The organism is Bradyrhizobium sp. 956_D2_N1_4 (assembly GCF_052076025.1).
Lineage (GTDB): Bacteria > Pseudomonadota > Alphaproteobacteria > Rhizobiales > Xanthobacteraceae > Bradyrhizobium > Bradyrhizobium barranii.
Window position 1 is genome coordinate 6,177,463 of the sequence record NZ_CP197237.1, and the last position, 24,191, is coordinate 6,201,653.

Here is a 24,191-nt window from a genome sequence, read left to right on the forward strand (position 1 = left end):
CCACGAATAGGCGCCGTGAGACTCGGCGTTCGGATCGTATCCGGACGCCGATCACCAGGTTCTGAAGCCGAACCAGCCGAACTGCCCTTGTCGTGCCGCCAGAAGCAGCTGCGGCTGGACGTTTCGCCGCGGTCGAGCCGCAACATGCAACATCTTGCGTTGTCGCTTGCGATCGACGGTTTCAGGCGGACGTGTATCCGGCTTCGGCAGCATCGCGAAAGAATTCGCCACCGGGCTCTGTGCGACGGTAACGGGCGGTTCGGCCACATCCGACGATGTTGCGACCTCGGTCGCCTCGGCCACGGGCGCAGCGGCGACGATCACCGGCGATCGGGTATCGAAGACAATACTCTCGGGCCATTTGCGATCTGAGTGGATAAGTATGGCCGGCCGGTCCGCAGCCGCCTGATCGACGGTCGGGGCCCTCGGCAGCCAATAATCTGCAAAAAAGAGCAGTGCGAGCAACACTGCTCCGACCTTCCAGAAATATGCCGCCAGTGGCATGCCGGTCGCTCCGGTGCGCCCCCGAAACATTGACCTGGGTTCGTCCTGCTACGTCGTCTGTTACCTGCTGCAAGATGGCCACAAGCTGCTTGATATAGATCAAGCGCGTTCGATCGCTCGCGAACGCGCTCTAATTGCAGCCGGTAATGCGCGCAACTGCCTTCATGTACTTGAGATGAAGTGCGGCGTCACCTCCGCCTGACGGAGAGTTGCGAGCGGTCAGGCGATCCGAATTCAAACACGTCTCAAGATCGAACCTGATATGCGAGCACCATCCCAGGGCGCTCTTCTCTGCCTCTTCCTTGGAGGGGCCAAACCCCACAAAGGTCTGAACGTGCCCGGCCTCGCCGTCGGCCGTCGATACGAGATTGATTTCCGAGATGTAGAAGGACGAACACTGGGCGGCCTGGGGCTCGGCGCGTGTCCCCTGGATCACCCCGAGAGCGACAATGGTCGTCATGAGGACGGCTCGCTTCATTTTCTCCTCCGACAAAAGCGAATCCATTGCGGCTATCCATCTGATCGCGACAACTTCATTCGGCGTGCGTTGCGCGCTGTGTGCCCCCGAACATCGGACCTGGCTGTCCGATCGGGCAAGCCAACCAACGCCAATCGCCGCTCAGGGACTTGAGATAGATCAAGCTCGGCCCGACGACGGGACGCAGGTTTCGTTAGGGTCTGGTTGCCAAGGTGACAGATAATGAGTGACCGGATCCGCAGTCCTCTTTGCGTTGGCCTTGCCCTCGCGGCCAGCATGATTGGGTCAAAAGCGCCGTTTTGGCTACGGCCCGCGCACTTCCGGTCTGCACCGCTAATCGGACGTACTCGGTGTCGGCAGCCACTTCGCAAAAGGGCCACAACCGGACCAATGCACCCCAGCGAATTGGAATGCTCGGCAGCAGCAGCGTGGGGTCATTTAAAGAATTCGGGCTGGTGACAAATCGGCTCCCAGCCCGAACTATTCGCAGGCTCCCCACATTACAGTACCAAGGGGCACACCGTTATCGATCCGGGTTCATTGCCTGGGCCGTTCAGCCCGATGCGGCGCCGACTGATCAATTAAACGCCGTGGGTTCGCACGGGGGTCTGGTGTAGGGGTCCGACGCATATGCGCCGACGTCCGGAGCGCGGACGCAGTCGCGCCCATCAGGAGCGCCACGCGGGGCGCTGACATCGGACCTCGTCGCGACGTGCCGATATTCCCGAGCCATCAGGGGCGTGGTCAGTATGGATGCGGCGATCAGCCCAGCCGACAGAACTTTGAATCTGGTCATTTCAGTTTCTCCATTGGATACAGAAGCCAAGACATTTTTGCGTCTGCTTTGGAAATGGGTGGAGCGACCGGCGGCTTAAATTGAAATATTTGTTCATGGTCGTTTACCGCTGCGCGAGGTCGGCGGAGGAATCGATCACAAATTCCGGCCCGCGCTCGTCACGCGCCGTTGCGCGTGTACGCGCCATCGGCGGCTAAAATTCTATTCACAGTCCGGAGAGAATTTTTCAACGGCTTGCGAAACGCGGCCGATTGCCGACATCAGCATCACGCCGATCGACGAAGCGTGATTGCGCCACCCCTGCGCGAGGGGAATGCCAACGCCTAACTGTCATTCATGTCAATGGACAGCACGCGCATCGGTTGCACGCCAGTAACAAGAGGATAGCATGACCAGCTTCAAATTTTTGGGCGCGGCGCTCGTCTTTTCCGCGCTCCTTGCGACGCCCGCCTCGGCATGGGAACCCGCCGCGGCATTAGCCGCGGACCCCACCTTCTCCATCTATTCGGGCATGCATGGCGACATCAATTCGGGCATGCATGGCGACGCATCGGGACTGTCAGTACGGCCACATCGCGGAAATCATACCACCGGCGTCAAGCGCTTTCGATCGCGCTGATCGCCCGGATACCAAACCTGCGCCAATCTTGTCCGCTATGCCCAACTGGGGAGACTTTAACGGGAGCCGCCGCCACTTGCGCTCCTTTCAGATCATTCCAATCAGGATGAAAAGAGCGACCTCTGTCAGGAAAGTGGCGCTCATAATGGCGACCGTAAGGAACGCGTCGCCCGCTGGTAGAGGGGTCATAGCATGCCTCGCGCGTTGCGACGACTGGAACCGGTCTGGCTCTCTGCCCGCGCCAACACCCTTTGCCTATCGCGCTCCGTTAATAAACACCACGCCGCACGGCGCGACGCGTATAGCGGTAATCGCGACGGTCGACACGACGCGCAGTCACGCGGGCGCGCCGGTACGTGACGGCCTGCGCTTGATCAACGCTTAACTCCACGCCGCGCGGTGTCACCTGCGGCGAGACCGGAACGATCGCCAACATCACTGCTGCAAACAGCAGTCCGACAATCGAGGAGACTCTCATTGCACCTACTCCCTATTGTCCACCATAGCCGTGTCACCAACAAAAGCTGTCTGGTCTGTGTGCCTATTTGTTTTGTCGGCCTGAGATCGCCCTATTCCGCCAGGATAGAGCGCGAGAGGCTCCAACTGAGGTCGCCTTAGGGCCTGTTCCGGCAGAGAGAACCAAGCCGCCTAGGAGTGCATCGTCTCTTTCTGCGGCTCCATATCGGAGCTTGCAGCATTGGGGCACGAAAAGGTCGCGCAGGATGTTCTTTTTTATACACCCCGGTTGATTTTCTTGCGGCCAGCCGCCGTTGCTGCGCGGCGAAATAACAGCCATCACGAGTAGGCGCGGCTTCCGGTAATGGGATGGTCCGGCCGTGCTCCTGCCCCGCCAGCAAGCGAAGCTGGCAAGGGGCGCCAAAGACAAGGAGCAACGCCATGTCTCAGCCACCTAATACCGCGATCACCGTGATCGGCATTGATATCGGCAAGAACTCGTTCCACGTCGTGGGCCATGATGCGCGCGGCGGCATCGTGCTGCGGCAAAAGTGGTCGCGTGGCCAAGTGGAAGCGCGGCTCGCCAATATGCCGCCTTGCCTGATCGGCATGGAAGCCTGCGTCGGCGCCCATCACCTGAGCCGCAAACTCGTATCGCTTGGTCACGATGCCAGGTTGATGCCGGCCAAATATGTTGGCCCCTATAGCAAGGGACAGAAGAACGACTTCAATGATGCCGAAGCGATTACCGAAGCCGTGCAGCGCCCGACGATGAAGTTCGTGGCGACCAAGACCGCGGAGCAACTGGATCTGCAGGCGCTGCATCGGGTGCGCGAGCGGCTGGTGTCGCAACGCACCGGCATCATCAACCAGATTCGCGCCTTCATGCTGGAACGCGGGATCGCCGTGCGCCAGGGGATCGGCTTTCTGCGCACGGAACTGCCCACCATCCTTGCAACGCGCACCGATGCCCTGTCGCCACGCATGATGCGTGGCATCGAGGAGTTGGCAGTCGACTGGCGCCGGCTGGATCAGCGCATCGATGGCCTATCCGGCGAGATCGAAGCACTGGCCGGTCAAGATCAGGCATGTTCGCGCCTGATGACGGTGCCTGGCATCGGGCCGATCATTTCGAGCGCCATGGTGGCCGCGATCGGCACTGGAGACGTCTTCTCCAAAGGCCGCGACTTCGGCGCCTGGCTCGGACTGGTACCCAAGCAGATCTCGACGGGAGACCGCACGATCCTCGGCAAAATCTCGAGGCACGGCAATCGCTACCTGCGCGTGCTGTTCGTGCAGGCGGCATGGGTTGTGCTGGTCAGGATAAAGAACTGGGAACGTTACGGGCTCAAATCCTGGATCGAAGCCGCCAAGAGGCGGTTGCACCACGGCCCATCGGATCGCTCAGCGGCCCAAGGCCGCCTTCGTCGCAGGGCTCCGACCCAGCCAGTTGCCCGGCCGTGTCGCCTGCCAGCTTCCGGACCAATCGACAATTATCCGGGTGAGATCCTCCCTCACTGATAGTTCGCGCCCTCGGGGCGCACGGTCATTCGCGTCGGTTTGGGCGATGACTGAGGACTTCTGCTCCACCCTCATAAACAGACATCGTGACCACCCGCTGGCAGGCCCTCACACTGGCCAGCAGCCAACGTTAGTGGCGGGTCGAAAAATAATCGCTCCCCAGTCGCAATTATTTCGGTCGCCCGTCATGCCGGACGGAGCGTGCCTCTTCGCACCTTAGCGGTTGCAGACCAAGGAAGCTGCCGTGCCCCAAAGCACATAAGTTGAGATTGTTTTGGCGGTCGGCTTTGTGAGGGGCTCTGCCGAAAATAAGCATGCTTTCCAAGGGATTTTTCCCTCCCCCTTGGGGGCGGGAAACAAGCTCCGTGGACTGCACGCCTGAGCGGTTCACCGCGAGTGCGCGATAAACTGACGCTCGGCCGATCTTCAACGTCTTTGCAATCGCAGACGGCCCACGCCGTCGGCCTTCATCTTCCTGATCTTCGCGGCATCGATTGCTCGCCTTGCGCCCCTTGTAGACGCCGCGCACCTCGGCGCTGGCGATCCCTTCAAGCTGGCGCTCGCGGCGAAGGTTGGTCTAGAACTCCGCGATCAACGTCTGGTTCGTCGCGCACTCAGCGACGCGCACTACTATCCGAAGAGCTCCTTATAGAGTTTGCAAGGCGGTCCCGGACGATTGAGGGTGATGACGATCTTGTCGATCGTATTCCAGTCGGGCCCCCTCTCCACGATCTCGTCGAGGTCCTCCAGTTCCTCGAACGCAATAGTCTGCTGTTTGCCATCCAGATAGGTGATCTCTGCCATCCAGCGGTCGGGTACAGACGTCCCAATTATCGCCTTTGCCCTATAGGACATTGGTCGATCTCCATCGATCGTGCTGAGCGCCACAATTATCAACGCAAAACGGCTACATCGCGGCTGCAAACGATGATCGAGATGCTGCACTCGCTTAAGCATGCTTTACGGCAAATTTTTCCCTCCCTCCCCCCTCGGCCAGAAGAGACCCTTGCCTTGCTGCTTGGAGCGCAACGACTCACGCGGCTACTGCGAGCGCGATGCTTTGGCTCATACCCGTGCGCGATGAACTGCAATTTTCAAAGAAAGTGGATTCCGAATTGCGATTTCATTCGGTAGATTCTCTGCGTTTACAGGTAGACGGTCGATCACGTGTAAAATCTGAGAGGATAAATCTTCTATGCGACCCGCCGTTTCTTACATCCGCGTTTCAAAACCCAAGCAAGGCCGCAGCGGTCTTGGCCTGGAGGCGCAGCAAGCTACGATCAAGGCGTTCTGCGCAGAGCACGGCTACAGCATCGCAGCTGAGTACCGCGAGGTGGAGACCGGCAAGGGCGCTGACGCCTTAGAACGCCGGCCGGAGCTCGCGGCAGCCATGAAGTTTGCCCGCAAGCTCGGCAAAGGCGGCAAGGCTCGCGCGGCCCCGATCATCATCGCCAAGCTGGACCGGCTAAGCCGCGACGTTCACTTCATCAGCGGCCTGATGGTGCAGCGTATCCCCTTCATAGTCACCGAACTCGGGCCCGACGTGGACCCCTTCATGCTCCACATCCACGCGGCGGTCGCCGAGAAGGAGCGCGAACGTATCGCCCAGCGCACCAGGGAAGCCCTTGCGGCAGCCAAGGCTCGCGGTCAGATGCTGGGCAATCCTGCAATCGGAGAAGCTCGCAAGGCCGAAGCGGACCTGCACGCCGAGCATTTCCGGCCCGTGCTCGGACCGCTACGCCACCTGCCCGCCAAGCGGATCTCGGTGATCCTGAATGATCGAGGCGTAACGACGCCACGCGGTGGCAAGTGGCAGGCTACTCAGGTGATCAGGCTGCTCAGCCGTCTACAATTGTCGGCTGGTAATCCAAGCTGACTCAGCCCGGCTCATCCGACCTGACCTTTGCCGGGGGCATCAGAAGCATCGTGTCCGGGCTGAGGCCGTCCCCCGCCGCGATGCGATACAATTCGGCATCGCTGAGCTCATGGATCGGAATCTCCTGCCGATCAACGACCTGCACGGCCTTGCCATCCAGGCGGTCGATGAGCTCGTGAATGTAGGCCAAGTTGCCCTGCTCTGCCTTGTCGAGCAATTGGTCCGCGATCCGGCGCAGCGCGAGCGGACGGCTACGAAGCGCGATCCGTAGCGCGTCGTTAAACGGCTTCTCCTTGTTCACGCTGCCGATCGGCCTTCCCATCCTAGCCTCCTCGACCAAGTATCTCTGCTGCTATGCGCTGAATCATATTTCAACATTTGCTTCGGAACTAGTCGTTCCCCCCCGATCAGCTGGACGGCTATCAAACCGTTTGGATCTCGCGTTGGTGGTTACGTAACCGTCGTCGCTGAATGAAGCGGCAAAGAACATCGCCCTTGGTTACGGTGGTTACGTATCGCGGTTTGCGTCAGGCAGTCTGTCTACACCTGCCAGCACTACGATGTGGCATACGCTGTGAGATATTGCTTATAGCCGCATTCGGGATCATCAGCGATTTGCAGAGGATCGGTGATCGGCAGCCACTGCATCATCAAAGCCCTGGCATCCAGCCCAGTTGATTTTCCTTCGGGATGGCCCGAAATGTCCTCGATCAACCACTCGAAAAAGAGAACAGCCGTGGCGACATCCTCGCGAGGAACATCGCCGGACGCCGCGGAGCCGAGCAAGTCGCGTAACCGCTCGCGGACGATTTTGGGCTCGTAATGGATGGCAATCCGCCCCAGCTTTTCCAAGGTGGCCGGCTGGATCGCATCTACCGTCGAGAGCAGCAAGCGGAGGTACTCAAGGTGGCAGCGGCGCCAGATCCGCCACATGTTGTCCGAGTAGTGGTAGTGAAAGGCTTTCTCCGGCAAGGCGTCGACTCGGATCTGATCCAGCTCGACGGCCGCAACGAAAACTGCCAGCAACTCCCGAATGTCATCATTGGTGATATTCATGTCATCCATGTTTCAGGAGCTGCGGCAGGATAAAAGCTGCCATAACCTTTCGGTCGACATGCCATCCTGCCCAGCATCTCGAATGTAACCAGACATGGCCGGCAGGCTCGGTTCCGAACGGCACCAGCTCGTCAAGGGTGCCTTCACTGCCGCCGCAGTGGAGACACCGCCCAGGCGGTGAACTAACCGGGTTGCGGTTCAGCCATTCAACCACGCAGCATTCAAAGGCGCGCACTTCGGCAGCTGCTCGTTGCTGTCCACCGTCGAACTCAGCAATGCCTGCCCGCTCATCGAAGAAGGCCCACCAGTCCGTGCCCGACCAGTTGTCACGGCCTGGTCGCAGCAACGCCACGATCTCAGCCTTGTACCGGGACAGCTCGCTGAGCACCGTGTCCGTCGGTGCCGCGGCTGCACTCAGCACAAGGTCGTCGCCATCGACGGCGAGTTCTACACCAGCGGCGCGGGCCGTCTTGAGAGCCTCGACCGCGCTCATAACCGTGTCCGCCAGCCCGCGACAGATTTCTCAGCCGACGGCGCGAAAGGGGGTAAAGGCGGTAAAGGCGGTGACTTGACCGGCACCACACGCCATGCGATGCGCCCGTCCGCTTCTGCGCGCACGAACTTTAATCCACCGACGATGCGATTTTCATTCTTTTTCAGCAGCCAGCCCAGCTTTGAGCGGTTGATCTCGCCGCGTTCCTCCACCGGAAATTCGCGCATTGCGTCGAGCAGATTGGGGTAACTTTTAGCCGCCTCAACCGCCCTGCGCACAGTCGTGGGAGTGTCACCGAACAGAACATGCCATTCATGGATCAGACCGCCGAGGGCGCCACCATCCGGATCGTGCCGGACCTGTTCAAGCAGTGTTGTCGCCGGGTCGGGGTATCCGAGCCACATCAGCGGATACCTGCAATAATCCGACCAAGCGCCACCGTAAGTGACAATGTTGTCCGCCCGAACGCGAGGCGAGCCTGCCCTTCGCCATGCTTCGATGATCGTCAGGACAGCGGAGACATAAACTCCGCGGCGCTGGCGCACGTTAGCAACCGGAGCGCCTTTATATGTCATCGTCGCCGGCGTTGCACAGCGCGGGTCCAGATGAATCGTCAGCACACGCCGCAGCAGATCCTGCTTTGGGCCGACATTATTTCCGGATCCCAGGACCACCGTGCGCGTGCTCACTGTCGCCGTCTTGCTCACGCCCAGGATCCGGTCCGTAATCGTCTCGGCCGTGAGCATCCTCTTGATGACGCCATGCGGCAGCCAGTCGGTGTCCATGTCATCGAACTCGACGCATGCGGGGCTGGTTAACAACAAGGACAGCATGACCTTGGTAGCTTCCTCCGAAGTCGTCGGATAACTCACCTTAGCGTTGCCGCCCGGCCCGGAGAAGGCGCCGATAAGTTCGCAGAGGTAGGTCTTGCCGCTTCCAAATACCGGTGCCCGGACGTGAAACGCGGGCGCATGCGGCAACGTCGGGCGCACCACGGCGGTGAAGATGGCTGACAGGGCGGCAGCCTTATCGTGGGCAGCCACAAAGTGAAATTCGGAGAGCAACTCTTCCAACACGGCCAGCGCCGCGCGAGCCGCGTCAGCCGTCGGCTCAGGGATTACGAAATGCCGCGTGTCAAATACGCCGAAACGGCGCGCGATCTTGTCATAACCAGGCTGCCTGATGAGTTCACCGTCGGCCTCACGGAAATACGGCTGCCGCGCCACGCCCACTAGGGGAGGCAACGCGCAAAACTGCTGCGCATCGAACAGAATACCGACGTGTCGCGCCGGCGGATCGCAGCGAACCCAGTCTTTTGATCGCGCATCGTACTTCTCCCACGTCGCGGCGACTGAGAGTTCGCGCGTCAGGGCCGGTGCGCTGGTCAGCACAATGGACGGATCACCGCTGGCTGGGTCGGTCGCGACTGAAACAATCAGGCCACCAGCCTGATAATGCCGCCCACGGTTAGCCAACTCCTTTTCCGCCGCATCCACGACGCGGTGCATGTCACCGGCCACTACGCGAATAACCGGCTTATGCCTGGCTTCGGCGACGGGCACGGCGAGAAAGTCGAGCAACTCCCGAATATGGTATTTCGTACGATGCGAGTGCTGACAACAAAAGCCGCCAATTGGGTAGGTGTCGTCGGGTTCAAAATAAGCTGTGCCTGCGTCCAGCTTGTCGGTGTGCTCGCGCACCCACGGACACGTGACATCGTGTTTACCGGAACCCAGCGGTGTCTTGTAAAGCCCCCGCCCCTTCAGCGCCGTAACGACCGGGTTCTCCTCGGCCCTCGGGGTCAAAACGTCGTCGGCATCGCCGCCGTGAGTCTGCGGAATATTGGCGGGCGGCTCAGACGGCGGCGCGGGCTTCTTCGGCCGCCCGGCTGGCGCCAGTTCCAGCTCGAGCCCATCCAAAATCGCCTGTTGCGAATAGCGCCTGTCGGGCCGCCACTCGACCAGCCGACACCGGAACGGAACGCCGGCCTTGTCGGCGTATTTCGGCTTGCCGTTGATCGCCACTGGCAACCGCGCCCAGCGGGTCAATGGGCCCGTGGCTCCCGCGTCGCACAAACCCGCGCTGATCAGCGCATTGAGTAAGCGAACGGCAGCGGCCCCCTCAGTGATCGGTGCGTCGAGAATGATGCCGCCCTGATAATTTCCGGGACTGGTCTCGATCCGCCATGACAGCTTGAAGTCACCCAGACGATCCAAGGGTACCTTGGTGCCAAGGTCATCGAGCATCAGGAAATGGCAGGCGGCAAACCAGGTCTTGCGCGCCTTGAACGAGCCGTCATCCCCTGAATAGAAACTGGAACAGCCGAGGTAATTGTTATGGTCGGCACCGATCGCGCGCACACGATCTGCACGTTGAGCAACCCACCCGCCCAGATTCGGATTTCCGGGCTTTGAGCATACAACAGCAGAGCCACCCTCGGGGAGGTCCGTGAAAACTGCTGCGACAAACTCGGCATTCGTAATGTGAAGGTCGCCGCCTTCACCGCCTTTGCCTGCTTCCATATGCTCCGAAGGCAAAACTGTCCGCGTCTGCTTTTCAGCGATTTTCTCGACGAAACCGTCGACTGACAGATCAAATACCTCCGGAGCAGCAACCGTGTTGTAGACCCGCTCGCGGCTGTCAGAGTTCTCCGCGCCCGTAAGACTCGAGAATTCCACCGTGCGGCCGCTATCATTTCCGCCGCAGCGCTTGCAGCAGAACGGGGGAAACCCATGCTCGCAGACGCTCACCGCCACGGCGAGTCACCTCCGCGGCGGCGTGATGGGTCGCCTGCAATTGTCATCAATGTGCCGCTGCGGCGAAACGCGAGCGTACCACGACAGAAGAGACCTCGAGGTGCTCTCTTAGCTGCTCCAGACGCAACAGCAATTTGCCCAATAGCATTCACCTGCGCTCTCCATCTAGCGCCCGAGAAACATCCCCTGCCCCTTGATTTAGCCGCTCAGCATCCGTTCCAGCGCGTGACGCGGGACGATCCAGCGCCGCCCCACCCGAATTGCAGGCAACTCGCCGGAGTTGGCGGCTGCATAGGCACTGCACTTCGAGAGCCCCAGGATTTTGCATCCAGCTTCTTCGACGGTGAACGTCGAGCGACCGTCCCAGCGCTGATCGAGAACGCGCTGGGTCGTCGTGCTTTCCGAACTCGTCATAGCTAATCTGGTCCTGTTGACCCTTAATGTCAAATACTATAGGCCTACATTAAATCATATCAAGGGCTACTCCGTTGAAGCAGCAACAATTCAAGGTCACTCTCGGAGATGATCTTCGCGCAAAGCTCGATGAATCGAGCGCCCACAATCTGAGGTCGATTGCGGAGGAGATCCGCCAGCGTCTTGAGATCTCCTTCGACATCCAAGGTGACGGTCACACGCTCGACCTGATCTACGCGATCCTGTTTCTCGCGCACGAGATCATGCGCGACTTCGGCACGACGTGGTGGGGTGACGAAAGGGCGCGATCTGCGTTCATGGCGGCGATCGCCGACCAGGTGATGAGCTATCCGATCAATCCCGCCGATCTGGCTGCGAGACCACTGGTAACTTTGGGAACACCTGAGCAGCAGGCAGGGCCCGAAGATCCGCCGGAGGTTATCGGCCGCGCTATCGCTCGAAACTACCGCCGGAGAGTCCGGCCACTTGGTTTCCGATCCGACAAGTTCGACATCAGCCGCTTCCGCGAGCTGATGCAGAGCGACAGAGAATGAATCGCTTCGCTTACGGCGTGAAACCACACAACACGACGCGCGCGGGCGAATGACGAAAGATCTGCCGGAAATTCCGCAGACCGAGCTTTAAGGGAAGTTCGTAATGACCGCAGCCAAGCCAGCACTCACCGAGACGAGCGTTGACGCGACGCCGAAGTCCACTGCTCGCCGCATGCTCAACGAGACCCAGGTGCTGGAGATCATCCCGGTGAGCCGCACCACGCTCTACCGCATGGAGAAGTCGGGCAAGTTTCCGAAGTCCACCTATATCAGCCCGAACCGGCGCGTCTGGTTTGAAGACCAGATCGTCGCTTGGCAGAACACGGCTGATGAATTCGATCCGCATCGGGCTCGGGGCAAGGGGCGGCATCGTGCATCCGGCTGAAGCGCGGACGAGAATGCGCGTTGGCAAATATCCGCGGTCGCACCGTCTGCACGGCGTGACCCGAAGGTCTCGATCCTAACTGCCATTGCGCCACACACACGTGGCGATTCAGTCAACACAGCGAGCTTCGGTCGCAGGCATGGCGCGAGGCAAGGCACACCTTGCAGGCTGACGAGGCGTGGTAGAGGGATGGCGCACGGCACGGTGCCGGGCGATCACCATTGCGATGAGCCGCAGCTGAACGGCGGCGAGAGCTTGACCGACGCCTTCGAACGCTTGCGCCGTCGCGCTCGTGAGTTGCGCGCCGATCAGCGTCGGATCCAGGGCAGGCCATTTCTGTCGTGCCAAGCACCAGGTGCGCGCGCCAGGTTGAGGCGCTTGTCGATACAAGGTGCGCCATCGGTGGCGCGTCTTGTCGAACTGAACGGGCCGGTGGACTTCCAGACCCGACGCCTCACTCGGAGGTTCATGCGGCGCAGCGCGCGCTGGCGTTCGCCGAAGTGCCTGACGCGGTCGCATTGATCGCATGACTGCAGAAAGACGCACTGATCGCCGCGCTGGACCGCGAGATTGCCGGTGAAGCCGACGACAAGGCGGCCTTGTCGCATGAAGCACGGGCAGCAGGCCGAAGCAGAGGTGACGGGCGATCTGCTCAACATCGAACGGCAGGAAGCCGCTCTAACGTGGCAAGCGCAGGCACAAGGTCTGCCGATTGAGCACCGCGCCGACATCTCGCCGCTCGCACTGCCTGGCCTGCGGCTGGTCGCAGTGACCAACGGATACAGCGAACCATCGAGCTGGATGCACGCCTACGACGCCGTGCGGCGATGAACCGGATCGTGCACCGGAGCGGCTTGCGTGCCTCTCGGCTGCACGGGCGCGGAACGGTCGGTATCCCGCCTTCCGCGCCACCTCTTTCCACGAAATGGTAGAACCGGGCTCTTGCTGCTCGACCGCAGCCGACCGCGCCGAGTGTCTCAATTCTTGGGTTTTGCGCCAAACTCTTTCCACAAGCCCAAAATGAGCAGCGAGTGGACAATCAAATTGCCAAGGTGCCAGTAGAACTGGCCTGCGTCCATCAAGCCATGAGCGATCTGGTTGCGCAGGTTCATTCCGCGCGGATCAGTATATAGCGCCTGAAGATGTAGCGTAACGTCGGGACCGAGAACTTCGGCGATTTTTTTGTTGTGCAGAATTTCACCCATTCCGATTACCACGCTCGCTTCGGAAACAACGGGGTGAGCCTTCGTGACCGGCACGCCAAGATCGTCCGCCATCTTGCGCAGCGCGTGCTCCACCTGCGGAACGAGCACATGCGCGGCCTTCACATGATCCTCCCGCTCCCATGCTCGGAGACCTTCCAAGAGCAGGCTCATGTCATCGAACAAGGCGTGCCGGTTGACCCAACCAGCGAAATGCTCTGGCAGAACCTCGTGCTTCTCGAACAAACGTCGAAAGGCTTGCGCGAGCCACAACCTGGTAAACTGGAATGCAAAGTTGGTCTGATGCATTACGCGGCCGAACGGGTCGTCCTCCGCCGAGCCGATCTTGGCCGCAACGTGGTTGTCGGCCATGATTGTTGCCGGGATATGGGCCATCAGAGGCGCCTCCTTAAGCGCCTGTCGTACTTGCAGCTCAAGGTCGGCGCGGCTCAGCAAGAACTCTCGTGCAATGTGCACAAAGGTCGTGGCTAGGTCGTCGACTACAATCAGGTCGAGAAACTTCTCCATATCGTCACGAGGTATTTCGATTTTTCGCTCGAACGACTGAAGGTTCTCGCCCGCTGCACCAATCTTCTGTTGCATCAATATGCGGGTGCGGTCACGCTCCTCCCTTAGTCCAGCCTTGCGGTACTCGTCGGCGGCTGTTTGCAACAGGACCGCAGCAAGCATGGGATCGGCGTTGCCTGCAAAATGCTCGAAGGACGCGCCGACCGCCTTTTGGAGGCGCTTGATGTCGCCGAATTCGCCGAGACGATCGTAATATCGGATCAGGCGTTCGGCGGCATCTTGGGCTTCGTGCGGGTTGAACTGCGCAGGATCACCGGTGTTGGAGCCTGTAGTAACGATGCCCTCCAAGTTAGAGACTAGCTCGGCGCGCTCTACATCCGTGACGCCTGCCCTCTTGTCTTCGAGCAGCCGGTCGACCGTGTACCACCACAAACCACCTTTGTTTGACATCAACGATCGATGCACGCCCATCAATTCAGCCCGCGCTTGATCGGTGCGATCCTTATCCCTGATTAAGACCGCTAGGTCGAGCGCCCGGATTGCAAACTGTACATGATCGTGGTCCTCCGCCATTCGAGGGATCGCATCAAGGTAGGCATCGATGGCGATCCGGGCGTCGCCCGCATCGCGCTTACGCTTTCCGATGAGACCGCTCATCTCCCAAGCAAGATCGGCATAACGTGCCCTCAGGAAGGGATGCTTAAGCGATCTTGCCCGAGCAGCCCAATGGTCGATGGTGGGCGGGGCTGTTCCCGCGATGTCGGGAAAGTAGAAAGTCCTCCCGTCAGCGTTGGTACCTGATCCAATCGGCCCGAAGTAACTGTTCCAGGGATTTTCGTGCGTGCCGGTTGACAGCGCGAACGCGAGCACCTCCGCCCATGCCCCGACATCGTCGGCCCCCGAAGGATCGATCAACGCCATGCGCGCTGCGTTAAGCTCGCCGCCGATGGCGAATATGTCGAACGGCTCCTCCTGGGCGTCGTAACGCTGGATAATTTCTTCCATCGAGGCAGGCACAATTAGTTCGGACATCTATCCTCTCGCCAACGTGACAGTGCCCGCTTGTTTAGGCATTCCGGGCGGCCCTATTCCAGGGTCGAAAGTTCTACGTGTAGAGCCTTGGTGTGCGCGCGCAATCGATGCGCGGTCCCAAGCATCCGCTCATACAGGCGTTCTGCCCTGTCTACGGCGTCCTTCAATTCTTTGAAGGTTTCAGGATTGATGATCTTAAGGGTCGTTCTCACAGGATCGGCTCCTGCCTTTATTTCGCCTTCCGAAGCTAGAACGAAACCCTCATACATTGCGGAGCCTTCCCGCCGTACAAACCGCGCATGACCATAGTAATTGCGGAGCTTGCTGATGCCTTTCATGTGCCCCGCGCACTCTTCGATTTCCGCAAGCAAGCTTGGCTCCAGATGATTGAGCCGGGCCGCTGCCAAGACCATGTCGATCCTAGAACGAGTACTTCGATGAGAAAGCCAAATGGCCTCGCAATGACGTTGCCCCTCTCTCTCCGTGAGGCATTGGAGGACAACATAGAAGAAGAATTCGAGGGACGCGGCGCTAGTGACTAGCGCTCCAGTCGCGAGCAGCATCTCGTCTTCTTGGCTAAGTCCCTTCGGCCACGTGAAAGCCATTTACGCCCCCCATACGTTTTCATGCTGCTGTCTTGTCTTCCTTGTCGGCACCGCGCATCACGATCCTAAGCGCGTCATCCGGCAATGGCCGCTGCAACGCCTTCGCCTCGTCCCAGGGCGCCCGCATCCAAACGTCGCGCTCTTCATCGGTGGTCAGGATCACCGGCATGGCCTTGGGAGCACTATCAACATATGAGCCCGGGATCATCAATGCACCGACTGGCAACTCGGTGAACCTCGCCAAAGAACTCTTCCGCGTTGACGAACAAGCCCTTGTCCTGTCCATAGGGATTTGTCGCTAACATCGGGCCATTTGGTCCGCCCCAGCCGAACCCGGCCCATGGGATGCCATTCTTAGGGTTGTCTACGTGCTCAAGCATCCAGTTGCGCACGTCACGAACGCCCACAGCTTTGAATGACTGCAAACCCGGCATTTGCCGAATGACCGCAGCTGCTCGGTGGCCTATCCAGTAAAATGTTTCGGTGAGAAGTTCGATCCTGTCCGCCCGTTCAATTTGTTCTAGTCCATAACGAGCCTGCTGCTCCTTGGGCCTGGTGGCGACACTCATCAAATCGACATTGGACGTGCACAACGGGCGGACCTCCGCGATGATCCAGCGAAGTTGCCGAAGTCGCTTGTCTGCCTCCTTGTAGATAACGTCGTTAACACCACCGAGTTTTGCATACTCTAACGAACGATAGGCATCGAGAGAGGATTTTGAGCGTTGAGCTATTTCCATCACGTCACAGCGGCCAATGGGGATGATCATGCCTCAGCGTTCTCCCGGCCACCACATTTGACGGCGGATCGTTCGCCGAAATCTTCGTCGCCCGCAGCGCAACCAGATGGCCTCGCTTGTACGAGCACCGGCATGCTATGCGCCGTCGCGATTATCCTGATCAGTTGCACGTTCATCTTTCGTTTGGGTAGCAGCTCCACAGCGTATGGTGCCGGTTCTCTTGGCTTGTGAAGCGGCGCTCTTTGTCATCCTCATCCTCTAAAAGAAGATCGGGTACTGACTTGCGTTCGAACTTGTCGATCAGCGAAGCGTACGCAGCTGCTTGTCGGTATGACAGCTGGTCGATGCTTCTGCGATACGTGTCGGACGGTGCGGTAAGGAGGCGGAAGCCATAGTCCGCGAGCCACGCGAGCGTATCCAGCTCCTCCTTCAGAAGTGATAGCGTTACCTCGTCTGGCTTTTGCTTCTCGCCCTTCGGCACGGCTGGAGGCCGTTTGGCGTACCGTTGGAGCGCGTCCTCGATCGCCATACGCATTTGGATTGCAAGCTGATGCTGGCCCGCGACCGAGATGCCAGCGAGAGCGCCTAATTCGTGCGCCGCCTTTATGCGCATCTCGCATGCTTCGCTCTTGTTCTCGACAATCTCAGAGTAGTAGTCATCCGGCCCGGAAATGAAGTCAGGCGGCGTTGGGAACTTGTCACGAACCAGCACATCCTCGACGTGGCTGCTCATGAACGCGCGATTGGTCAGCCAGAACAACAGCCAGCTCCACGCACTCCGCTTAATCCAAAGCGCGAGATACACGGCTTGCAGCGCAATCAGCGTTACGAAGAATATCTCCGCGCCGCCGTCCATGAGCCGCATCGCGGCCCAGGCTATCAGCAGGTCAGGAATGGCCGAGAGAGCTACATTCTTCCAATAGCTCCGCTCCACCTTGCTCTTGATTACAGTCACCGGCCCGCCCCCTTATGCCCAGCCTAAGATTGCACACAACGGCTGGGTGTTACAGTGGCCACCCACATCCGCCAGCGAGCCTCCGGACGGTCGTCCGGGGTCCCCTGGGGCCGGGCCAAACGCGGGGTACGCGGCATGCCACCACCTCGGCATATTTTCGTTTTTCGTTTTTCGGCTTTCCTATGTTGAAATTCCGCTTTGAAAGGTTCACGCAACATGCGGCGCGTTCCTCTGGTCCAGGCGACGATGGAAGGCTGGGCGCGGCTCGACGCCGCGCAGCGCCAGGAGTTTTTCGAGCAGTTCCTGGCGGCGGCCCTGCGGCTCGATCAGCTCGCCCTACGAGCTTGGCTTCGGCGGCGGCTCAAGAGCCCACCGCTAGCCGCCCCGATCGATCCGGCTCACTTGCTTGGGGATGCCGACCTTGCCCTCATCTTGAGGGCGACGGGCGAAGCTGATCCCGCCGCCGACCGGCGCTGATCCCTCGAGGACGAAGCCTACCGGCTGTGGGCGATCAAGCAGCGCGGCAATGGGCTGATCTAGTTGGTCGGAGTGCTTGATGTCCGCTTGTCCCCCGGTAGCGGCGCAGATGCGGACATGCCGAGAGGTTCAATAGCAGGGCGGATAGGGAGCGTATCCACAAGCCCTGCGGTAGCCATACGCTCCGTAAGCCGCAGCTCCCGCCGCCGCAGCTCCCGCCGCTGCACCATAGTAAGCTCGCCGATGCACCCTGCGATTAACGCCTGCTACGCTCATCGGCGTTAGTGGTCGCCCAACTCGCGCTTCAGCACGGTCAAGGGATACGGATAGCACTTTCGCCGGTGAGTAATGGAGCGACAACGGAGCTGCCGTGAAGAGCGCAGCAGTCACGATCAATCCAAGAAGCTTGGCATTTCTTGGCATGTTGTTCTCTCCCTGTCGGGCGATGATCAAACACAACGTGACATGCCGCCTTGCGTCTCGCCGTTGATCTGGATCAATAGGCACCAACTTCAAATGCGCCCCCGCAATGGGACCGAGGCCTTTACCGTCGTGGAACGGCATCGGTGTTGTGCGATACGGCGAAATCTGACACGGCGATCACCGCTCCGGGTCAAAATCCGAAGAACTCGCTTGGAGCACAATTCGTCTGCCCCGCCTCCTAAAAGCGGACTTCACATTCGGTTTCGAGGCAGCGCCGCATAGGCCGGAGCTACTGCAAGCGCTGCACCGTGAGCGGAGGTGAGGACCTATCGACCCACTACGCTCCAGCCGAGCTACTTAGCTGTCCCCGTCGTAACTCCTGGCTCCGTCGTAACTCCGCGCCGCACCTGGCGCGCCTCACGGCGACCCTCGCGGCGCACTTGGCGCGCGCCACGACGATCCTCGCGGCGCTCGCGTCGCCCCTCACGTCGATCTTGACGCCTTTCCATGCCAGCGGTCTGCGCCTCCGCGTCAGGGACCATCAGCATGGTCGGGAACGCGGCTATTGCAGTCGCCAAGCCCAAAGAAGAAAGAAGCTTCCGCCGAGAGATCATGACTACCTCCCTTGCTGGACTGCCCCAAGATCTAATAGTTTACTCGCTCTGCCCGTCCCAGTCTTGATATATGTCATTGGACGGTTGCACTCACATCCGCCGTCCTGCGACGGTCGCGCCAGCGGACGAAGCCTACCGGTTGTGGGCGGTCAGGCAGCAGGGTAAGTGAGCGAGACATTATCGCCCGTCGTCCTGCCAAGGCCCCCTTTAACGACAGCACTGATGACCGGGTCACTTCCGGTAATGGCACCGAACAAACATAGGCTCGGCAGCGTTTGTCTACTGCTGATCCAAACAACGATACGCTCGGCGAGCGGCTTAGGCTGAATGTCGAAGAGAACTTCCATAATGCTTGAAGAAGTTATCAAGCTTCACTGGTTCGCCGGTATTTCGCCAGAACAGTTTTTTGCCAAGGCTTGCCGCCACCGCGAGGCGGTGGTGGCCGCCGATTAGAGTATGGTCATCGGATGCTGTGGCGATGATCTCGCCGTCTTCGTCCACGATGATCATTTGCTGCCTCCAATCCAGCGCGCGGTCAGCGCCGCCGCGATGGTGCGCAATCCATCTAAACCTCGTGCCGGTCCCGGCGTTCCAATCCTTCTCTGCCCGTCCTCGTCTTGATCTATGTCATTGGACGGATGCGCTCACATCCGCCATCGTTCGACGGTCGCGCCCTCGCGCGCGCATCAGCTCGACTACCCCACCCTTACGTCACACCTTTGTAGGTCGATAGGTACGCCAACCGCCTGGCAGCGTCAGCGATTTCGGCCGGTGAGTTGATCCCTAGCTTTAGAAGCAATCGGGCTCGTTGTTGTGAAATCCGTTCGGCACGGTCTCCGAGCCGCCCAGCTATCTCACGATCCGTTTTCCCAGCAGCAATGCGCCTTAGAAGCTGCTTCTCGCGTCGATTTAGCGGCTGTTCGCGCATGGCAGGATCGGCTGAAGCAGGGTCAACAATTCATCATCTTACAATCGTGCGAGCGGACGGTGGAGTGTCATGTGGTCGCGCGCGGGATCATCTGGCTGAGTGGGCCGCCGGTAACTCCCAATGCCTCTGCCCAATGACGGTAGGCGTGACCGCCCATTGAGGGCCAGCATACTAAGCGGCGTGACGGGCGAAATTGATCTCGAACAATCGTCGCCAAGGGGCCGTAGGAAAGCCGTCCAGCCGTTGCAGCAGCGCCCTTGGGACACCGGAAAGCCGCGCCAGCGTATCCCTGTGAAACTAGGGCCTATTGGGGCCCGGCGGGTTCGCCGCAGGCCGTTTCAGGCGTCTGCACAGGCACGTAACCTTTTGAAATGTTTTGCAGTTCAGCCATTTTCGCGTGACCTAAAATAGCGCTTGCAGCAAGGACCACACGGTTTTGCCGTACGCACGGCCCGCCATTTCGCCGCAGTTTTTCCAGCCCCGTCGACGGAGCCGGAAACTTGCAGACGAGACGAACCTGACAGCGCCGCTCATCCGGCACGAAGCCTTGGGGCTCACGAAGAGCAATCCGCCCTGCCCTCGACCTCCCGCGCCCGACGCTGCCGCGTCCACCGCAACCCGGCTCGCGACAGTGACGACACAAGATCGCCCCTCTTGGTGAGCCGAGATGGGCGACACATACGCCAATTCCGAATTTCGGTAAAGTGGAATATTTTCGCCCGCGCGGCTTGACGCCCTCTCGGGTGTTTTGCCCGTCGGGCAACGAGAGCCCCGTCGCCCGGATGGAGCCAACGGGTCGACGCGAAGCGCCGCCCGATGACAGGCTCCGCGCAATCCGGGAAAGGCGTGGGCGCCGGACGAGCGGTCCCGGATCGGGCTGCGCTCCATCCGGGCGACCGATCACCCGCGCCCGCCCGGCAGTCCGCCTTCCGCCTTGTATGCATTATCCCAGTTGCCATCCCCGCGGACTTCGCTTTACATGCCGGCAACTCGCCCGCGGATGACGGCCGGGGCTCAAAAATCACACACATTTTCAAAGGGACGGAATATGGCGCGTAACATCCTGATTCTCGGGGCTTCCTACGGTTCCCTGCTGGGCACGAAGCTGCTGATGGCGGGCCATAACGTGTCCCTGGTCTGCCGCGCCAAGACCGCCGAGCTGATCAACCGTGACGGTACCGAGGTGCGCATCAAGCTGCGCGACGAGGCGGTGCACCGGGCGATCTTCTCGCGCGACCTGCCCGGCAAGCTCGACGCGGTGACGCCGGGCAATGTCGACCTCTCGCGCTACGACATGGTCGGCCTGGCAATGCAGGAGCCGCAATACACCAACCACACGGTCCGCGTTCTCATGGTCAAGATCGCCGCGGCGAAGCTGCCGTGCCTGTCGATCATGAACATGCCGCCGCTGCCCTACCTGAAGCGGATCCCGTCGCTCGCCGACATGGATCTCGAGGAGGCCTACACCAATGCGCAGGTGTGGGAGCGCTTCGAGCCCGGCCTGGTGACGCTGTGCTCGCCCGACCCGCAGGCCTTCCGTCCGCCGGAAGAAGCCGCCAACGTGCTTCATGTCGGCCTGCCGACGAATTTCAAGGCATCGGCCTTCGCCGACGAGAAGCACAACAAGGTGCTGCGCGAGCTCGAAGCCGACATCGACGCGGTGACGCTCGACGGTCACGACGTGCCGGTGAAGCTGAAAGTGTTCTCTTCGCTGTTCGTGCCGCTGGCGAAATGGTCGATGCTGCTGACCGGCAACTATCGCTGCATCACGCCGCACGAGCCGCAGTCGATCCGCGACGCCGTGCACGGCGATCTCAAGCGCTCGCAGACGATCTACGATCATGTCGACGCGATCGCCCGCCGTCTCGGCGCCGATCCGCAGGACCAGGTGCCGTTCGCGAAATACGCCAAGGCCGCCGAAAGCCTGCTCAAGCCGTCATCGGCCGCGCGCGCGGTCGCGAGCGGCGCGCCCTTCATCGAGCGCGTCGACCTGCTGGTGAAGCTGATCTCGCATCAGCTCGGCACCCCCAATGCCGAGATCGACCGCACGGTCGAGACCGTGGACCTGAAGCTGAACGAGAAGATCGTGCAGGGCGGATCTGGCGCGCAGTAGCAGCGTGCCGGTAGGTCGCGCCGGCCTGCACTGATCGAATTGTCGATGCAGATCGGATCGCCCCTCAGCATGGGCTTACAATTTGGCCCAATACGGGCGATCCTGCTCAGCAGTCCGTTTGCGTAAATCCCGCATACATGCGACTGCTAGCCGTCACGCGGGCGCCGATTTCCGCAGGTTCCGGGGCAGCGCGATGGCCGGATCGAAGGGCTGAAGAACAAGTAGAAGACGATGGATCAGACGGCGTTGCAGGTCGCTCGCGCGGTGGAGGCCGGCGCGACGACGATGAAGGGGATCGTTGACGCGACCGGATTGTCCCGCCTCAAGGTCGAGCGCGCGCTGAGCACGCTGGAGAAGCAAAAGCTCCTGGTCCGCGACGGCCAGGGTTTTCGCGCGACCGGCCTGCCGAAAACGGCGCCGCTGACCCGGCAGTGCGGATCGTGCAACGCCTGCTGCGATATCCTTGAAGTGGCCGCCGTCGACAAGCCGGTGAACCAGCTGTGCAGACACTGGCAGACGGGAACCGGGTGCACCATCTACGACCGCCGTCCGCAAATGTGCCGGTCCTTCGTCTGCGCCTGGCTGCAAGGCCATCTCGATGACACCTGGTTTCCGGCGACGTCCGGCATCATCGTGCATTTCAGCCAGGACGCGGTCAACGTCACCGTCGATGACGACTGTCCCGATCGCTGGCGCGAGGAGCCTTATTTCAGCAAGCTCACCGAATGGTCGCTGAACGGGATCAGGCGGATCGGAAACCGCGGCTACGCGACCCTCGTGGTCTCCGGCGACAACCGGTTCCTGCTGCTCGGACGTACCATCGTTCCCGAGCCGACGCTGTTCGGAACGGCGTTCCTGCCGCTGACCGCCGATACCTTCCGGTTCTGGCGCGCGACGTCGCCCGAGCATCTGCAGCGGCTGCACGAGCGCATCGCCGAGATCGAGCGTATCCGGCAGGAATTCGGCTCCTGTGCGATCCCCGAGAATGAGGACGACGATCCGCAGGCGCCCTATCGGCCCGCACTCTTACGGCAATCGAATCACGCCTGAACTCCGCCGTGGGCAACACGGCATGATTCGCACGGTGCCGCTCGACGCGCCCCGGCCGGGTTGATAAGCCCCAGTCCGCGAATGATGGGGACTTGAGTCGGGGCATGACAGTTGCGATCGAGATGGGGCAGACCACGGCAGGCGCCGCGGCCGCCATGGACCTCGAGGAACTGCTGGCGACCCGGCTCCTGGTGCAGGGCAATTCGGGCTCCGGCAAGTCGCATCTGTTGCGGCGGCTGCTCGAACAGAGCGCGCCCTGGGTGCAGCAGGCCATCATCGACCCCGAAGGCGACTTCGTCACGCTGGCCGAGCAATTCGGCCATCTGGTGATCGAGGCCGAGGATCACACCGAGCGCGGCCTTCAGGTCGCGGGCGAGCGCGCGCGGCTGCATCGCGTCTCCACCGTGCTCAATCTCGAAGGGCTGGACGCCGAGAACCAGATGCGGCGTGCCGCGGCGTTCCTCGGCGGCCTGTTCGACGTCGACCGCGATCATTGGTACCCGATGCTGGTGGTGGTCGACGAGGCGCAGCTGTTCGCGCCGGCGGTCGCCGGCGAGGTCTCGGACGAGGCGCGCAAGCTCTCTCTCGGCGCGATGACCAATCTGATGTGCCGCGGCCGCAAACGCGGCCTCGCCGGCATCATCGCGACCCAGCGCCTGGCAAAACTCGCCAAGAACGTCGCGGCGGAAGCCTCCAATTTCCTGATGGGCCGGACCTTCCTCGACATCGACATGGCGCGCGCCGCCGACCTGCTCGGCATGGAGCGGCGGCAGGCCGAATCCTTTCGCGATCTCGAGCGCGGACAGTTCATGGCGCTCGGCCCGGCGTTGTCGCGACGCCCCCTGCGTTTGCATATCGGCCCGACCGACACCCACGCGCGCAATTCCACGCCGCGGCTGATGCCGATGCCGGAAGCCGCGCTCGAGGATATGCGCGCCGTGATCTTGGCCGCGCCGCCGCCCGATGCCAGCCGCCCGCAGCGCCGGCCCGCGCCCGATCTGCTCGAGCAGCTCCGCGCCGCGAAGGCGGCCGCGCCGGAGATCCGGCCTGAGGTGGCCGAGGTGCCGATCAGCGCCGAGGAGCTCGCCGAGCGGCGCGAGCGCGTCGATCGTACGCTTCGCGCCGTGCTTGCCGAGCCCGATGCCGGCTTCCGCGCCGTCGGCGTGCTCTATCAGGAGTTCGTGGTTCGCTGCCGCATCGAGGGCCTCGGCTCCGCGGTGCCTGATCTGAACGAATTCCGCCGCATGCTGACACGCGCACGCGCCGGGCTCGGCGCCGAGCATGCCGAGGACGACGTCTGGCAGGACGTGTCGCTGCGCGCCTCGATCCTGCCCGACGACATGCAGGGCGTGTTCATGATGATCGCACGCGCGGCGAAAGAAGGCTGGCCCTGCCCCGGCGATGCCGCGATCGCACGCGCTTACGGCTCGCATTCGCTGCGCCGCGCCCAGCGCCTGCTCGGCTACATGGAGGAGCAGGGCCTGATCGTCTGCCAGCTCGACGGTGGCGGCCGCCGGATCGTGACGCTGGTGGAGCTGGCCTGGGCCACCGCGCCGGGCGATCCCAACGGCGACGATCTGCCGGCGGAGCCGGTTCCGAGCGCGGCCTCGGCTTGA

24 protein-coding genes and 3 pseudogenes are annotated in these 24,191 nt (G+C 61.1%); 10 read left to right on the forward strand and 17 right to left on the reverse strand.

Annotated elements, in window-relative coordinates; all coding sequences use genetic code 11:
- Nucleotides 1-51 precede the first annotated feature (51 nt).
- On the reverse strand, nt 52-504 hold the full coding sequence (locus tag AB7535_RS29245) for a hypothetical protein (protein WP_439037412.1): 453 nt from the start codon (nt 502-504) through the stop codon (nt 52-54).
- Between the two features lie 130 nt (nt 505-634).
- Nucleotides 635-1,009, reverse strand: a complete 375-nt coding sequence (locus AB7535_RS29250) for a hypothetical protein (RefSeq protein ID WP_439037413.1) — start codon at nt 1,007-1,009, stop codon at nt 635-637.
- A 1,157-nt stretch (nt 1,010-2,166) separates the two neighbouring features.
- Here AB7535_RS29250 and AB7535_RS29255 point away from each other — a divergent pair.
- Nucleotides 2,167-2,397 (forward strand): hypothetical protein, encoded by a 231-nt coding sequence (locus AB7535_RS29255; RefSeq protein ID WP_071913253.1) that lies wholly within the window; start codon nt 2,167-2,169, stop codon nt 2,395-2,397.
- A 268-nt stretch (nt 2,398-2,665) separates the two neighbouring features.
- Here the strand turns inward: AB7535_RS29255 and AB7535_RS29260 are convergent, their stop codons facing one another.
- The gene (locus AB7535_RS29260; RefSeq protein ID WP_439037414.1) at nt 2,666-2,875 is read right to left on the reverse strand and encodes a hypothetical protein; all 210 of its coding nucleotides are present in this window, start codon (nt 2,873-2,875) and stop codon (nt 2,666-2,668) included.
- Nucleotides 2,876-3,294: 419 nt separating this feature from the next.
- Here AB7535_RS29260 and AB7535_RS29265 point away from each other — a divergent pair.
- A pseudogene (locus tag AB7535_RS29265) lies at nt 3,295-4,242 on the forward strand (IS110 family transposase); the annotation flags it as partial.
- 526 nt (nt 4,243-4,768) lie between these two features.
- On the opposite strand, the pseudogene AB7535_RS29270 reads toward AB7535_RS29265, so the two are convergent.
- Both AB7535_RS29270 and AB7535_RS29275 read right to left on the reverse strand, forming a co-directional pair.
- Nucleotides 4,769-4,951, reverse strand: a pseudogene (locus AB7535_RS29270) (helix-turn-helix domain-containing protein); the annotation flags it as partial.
- A 53-nt stretch (nt 4,952-5,004) separates the two neighbouring features.
- Nucleotides 5,005-5,178 carry a hypothetical protein gene (locus AB7535_RS29275; RefSeq protein ID WP_439037415.1) on the reverse strand — a complete coding sequence of 58 codons (174 nt, stop codon included), beginning with the start codon at nt 5,176-5,178 and terminating at the stop codon, nt 5,005-5,007.
- Between the two features lie 391 nt (nt 5,179-5,569).
- Between AB7535_RS29275 and AB7535_RS29280 the strand changes: the two genes are divergently transcribed.
- Entirely contained in the window at nt 5,570-6,250 is a 681-nt protein-coding gene (locus AB7535_RS29280) for a recombinase family protein (RefSeq protein ID WP_439037416.1), read from the forward strand.
- Between the two features lies 1 nt (nt 6,251).
- Here the strand turns inward: AB7535_RS29280 and AB7535_RS29285 are convergent, their stop codons facing one another.
- The 5 genes from AB7535_RS29285 to AB7535_RS29305 form a co-directional block, all read right to left on the reverse strand.
- On the reverse strand, nt 6,252-6,572 hold the full coding sequence (locus AB7535_RS29285) for a hypothetical protein (RefSeq protein WP_439037417.1): 321 nt from the start codon (nt 6,570-6,572) through the stop codon (nt 6,252-6,254).
- 233 nt (nt 6,573-6,805) lie between these two features.
- Nucleotides 6,806-7,315 (reverse strand): hypothetical protein, encoded by a 510-nt coding sequence (locus tag AB7535_RS29290; protein WP_439037418.1) that lies wholly within the window; start codon nt 7,313-7,315, stop codon nt 6,806-6,808.
- Entirely contained in the window at nt 7,308-7,799 is a 492-nt protein-coding gene (locus AB7535_RS29295; RefSeq protein ID WP_439037419.1) for a hypothetical protein, read from the reverse strand. Before AB7535_RS29295 ends, AB7535_RS29290 begins: the two co-directional genes overlap by 8 nt.
- Nucleotides 7,796-10,555 carry a hypothetical protein gene (locus tag AB7535_RS29300; RefSeq protein WP_439037420.1) on the reverse strand — a complete coding sequence of 920 codons (2,760 nt, stop codon included), beginning with the start codon at nt 10,553-10,555 and terminating at the stop codon, nt 7,796-7,798. Before AB7535_RS29300 ends, AB7535_RS29295 begins: the two co-directional genes overlap by 4 nt.
- 198 nt (nt 10,556-10,753) lie before the next feature.
- A complete protein-coding gene (locus AB7535_RS29305; protein ID WP_439037421.1) occupies nt 10,754-10,969 on the reverse strand; it encodes a helix-turn-helix domain-containing protein in 216 nt (71 codons plus the stop codon).
- Nucleotides 10,970-11,043: 74 nt separating this feature from the next.
- Between AB7535_RS29305 and AB7535_RS29310 the strand changes: the two genes are divergently transcribed.
- From AB7535_RS29310 to AB7535_RS29320, 3 genes are all read left to right on the forward strand, one after another.
- Nucleotides 11,044-11,523, forward strand: coding sequence for a hypothetical protein (locus AB7535_RS29310; RefSeq protein WP_439037422.1), 480 nt, complete (start codon nt 11,044-11,046; stop codon nt 11,521-11,523).
- 103 nt (nt 11,524-11,626) lie between these two features.
- The gene (locus tag AB7535_RS29315; protein ID WP_439037423.1) at nt 11,627-11,908 is read left to right on the forward strand and encodes a helix-turn-helix transcriptional regulator; all 282 of its coding nucleotides are present in this window, start codon (nt 11,627-11,629) and stop codon (nt 11,906-11,908) included.
- A 606-nt stretch (nt 11,909-12,514) separates the two neighbouring features.
- Nucleotides 12,515-12,739 carry a hypothetical protein gene (locus AB7535_RS29320; RefSeq protein ID WP_439037424.1) on the forward strand — a complete coding sequence of 75 codons (225 nt, stop codon included), beginning with the start codon at nt 12,515-12,517 and terminating at the stop codon, nt 12,737-12,739.
- Nucleotides 12,740-12,885: 146 nt separating this feature from the next.
- On the opposite strand, the gene AB7535_RS29325 is transcribed toward AB7535_RS29320, so the two are convergent.
- The 5 genes and pseudogenes from AB7535_RS29325 to AB7535_RS29345 all read right to left on the reverse strand — a co-directional run bounded on the left by AB7535_RS29325 (nt 12,886) and on the right by AB7535_RS29345 (nt 16,970).
- The gene (locus AB7535_RS29325) at nt 12,886-14,670 is read right to left on the reverse strand and encodes a DUF4209 domain-containing protein (RefSeq protein WP_439037425.1); all 1,785 of its coding nucleotides are present in this window, start codon (nt 14,668-14,670) and stop codon (nt 12,886-12,888) included.
- Between the two features lie 53 nt (nt 14,671-14,723).
- On the reverse strand, nt 14,724-15,083 hold the full coding sequence (locus AB7535_RS29330) for a hypothetical protein (RefSeq protein WP_439037426.1): 360 nt from the start codon (nt 15,081-15,083) through the stop codon (nt 14,724-14,726).
- 211 nt (nt 15,084-15,294) lie between these two features.
- Nucleotides 15,295-15,453 (reverse strand): annotated as a pseudogene (locus AB7535_RS29335) (SOS response-associated peptidase); the annotation flags it as partial.
- 7 nt (nt 15,454-15,460) lie between these two features.
- Entirely contained in the window at nt 15,461-16,045 is a 585-nt protein-coding gene (locus AB7535_RS29340; protein ID WP_439037427.1) for a hypothetical protein, read from the reverse strand.
- A gap of 142 nt (nt 16,046-16,187) precedes the next feature.
- Nucleotides 16,188-16,970, reverse strand: a complete 783-nt coding sequence (locus tag AB7535_RS29345; protein WP_439037428.1) for a hypothetical protein — start codon at nt 16,968-16,970, stop codon at nt 16,188-16,190.
- A gap of 216 nt (nt 16,971-17,186) precedes the next feature.
- Here AB7535_RS29345 and AB7535_RS29350 point away from each other — a divergent pair, with 216 nt between their 5' ends.
- Nucleotides 17,187-17,447, forward strand: coding sequence for a hypothetical protein (locus tag AB7535_RS29350; protein ID WP_439037429.1), 261 nt, complete (start codon nt 17,187-17,189; stop codon nt 17,445-17,447).
- 1,355 nt (nt 17,448-18,802) lie between these two features.
- On the opposite strand, the gene AB7535_RS29355 is transcribed toward AB7535_RS29350, so the two are convergent.
- Both AB7535_RS29355 and AB7535_RS29360 read right to left on the reverse strand, forming a co-directional pair.
- A complete protein-coding gene (locus AB7535_RS29355; protein WP_439037430.1) occupies nt 18,803-18,994 on the reverse strand; it encodes a hypothetical protein in 192 nt (63 codons plus the stop codon).
- Nucleotides 18,995-19,190: 196 nt separating this feature from the next.
- Complete coding sequence (locus AB7535_RS29360) at nt 19,191-19,412, reverse strand: LuxR C-terminal-related transcriptional regulator (protein WP_354120503.1); 222 nt, start codon at nt 19,410-19,412, stop codon at nt 19,191-19,193.
- A gap of 1,048 nt (nt 19,413-20,460) precedes the next feature.
- On the opposite strand from AB7535_RS29360, the gene AB7535_RS29365 reads away from it, so the two are divergent.
- The 3 genes from AB7535_RS29365 to AB7535_RS29375 all read left to right on the forward strand — a co-directional run bounded on the left by AB7535_RS29365 (nt 20,461) and on the right by AB7535_RS29375 (nt 24,191).
- The gene (locus AB7535_RS29365; protein WP_063981258.1) at nt 20,461-21,525 is read left to right on the forward strand and encodes a ketopantoate reductase family protein; all 1,065 of its coding nucleotides are present in this window, start codon (nt 20,461-20,463) and stop codon (nt 21,523-21,525) included.
- 231 nt (nt 21,526-21,756) lie between these two features.
- Nucleotides 21,757-22,575, forward strand: a complete 819-nt coding sequence (locus AB7535_RS29370) for a YkgJ family cysteine cluster protein (RefSeq protein WP_231143363.1) — start codon at nt 21,757-21,759, stop codon at nt 22,573-22,575.
- A gap of 104 nt (nt 22,576-22,679) precedes the next feature.
- Nucleotides 22,680-24,191, forward strand: a complete 1,512-nt coding sequence (locus AB7535_RS29375) for an ATP-binding protein (RefSeq protein WP_135215615.1) — start codon at nt 22,680-22,682, stop codon at nt 24,189-24,191.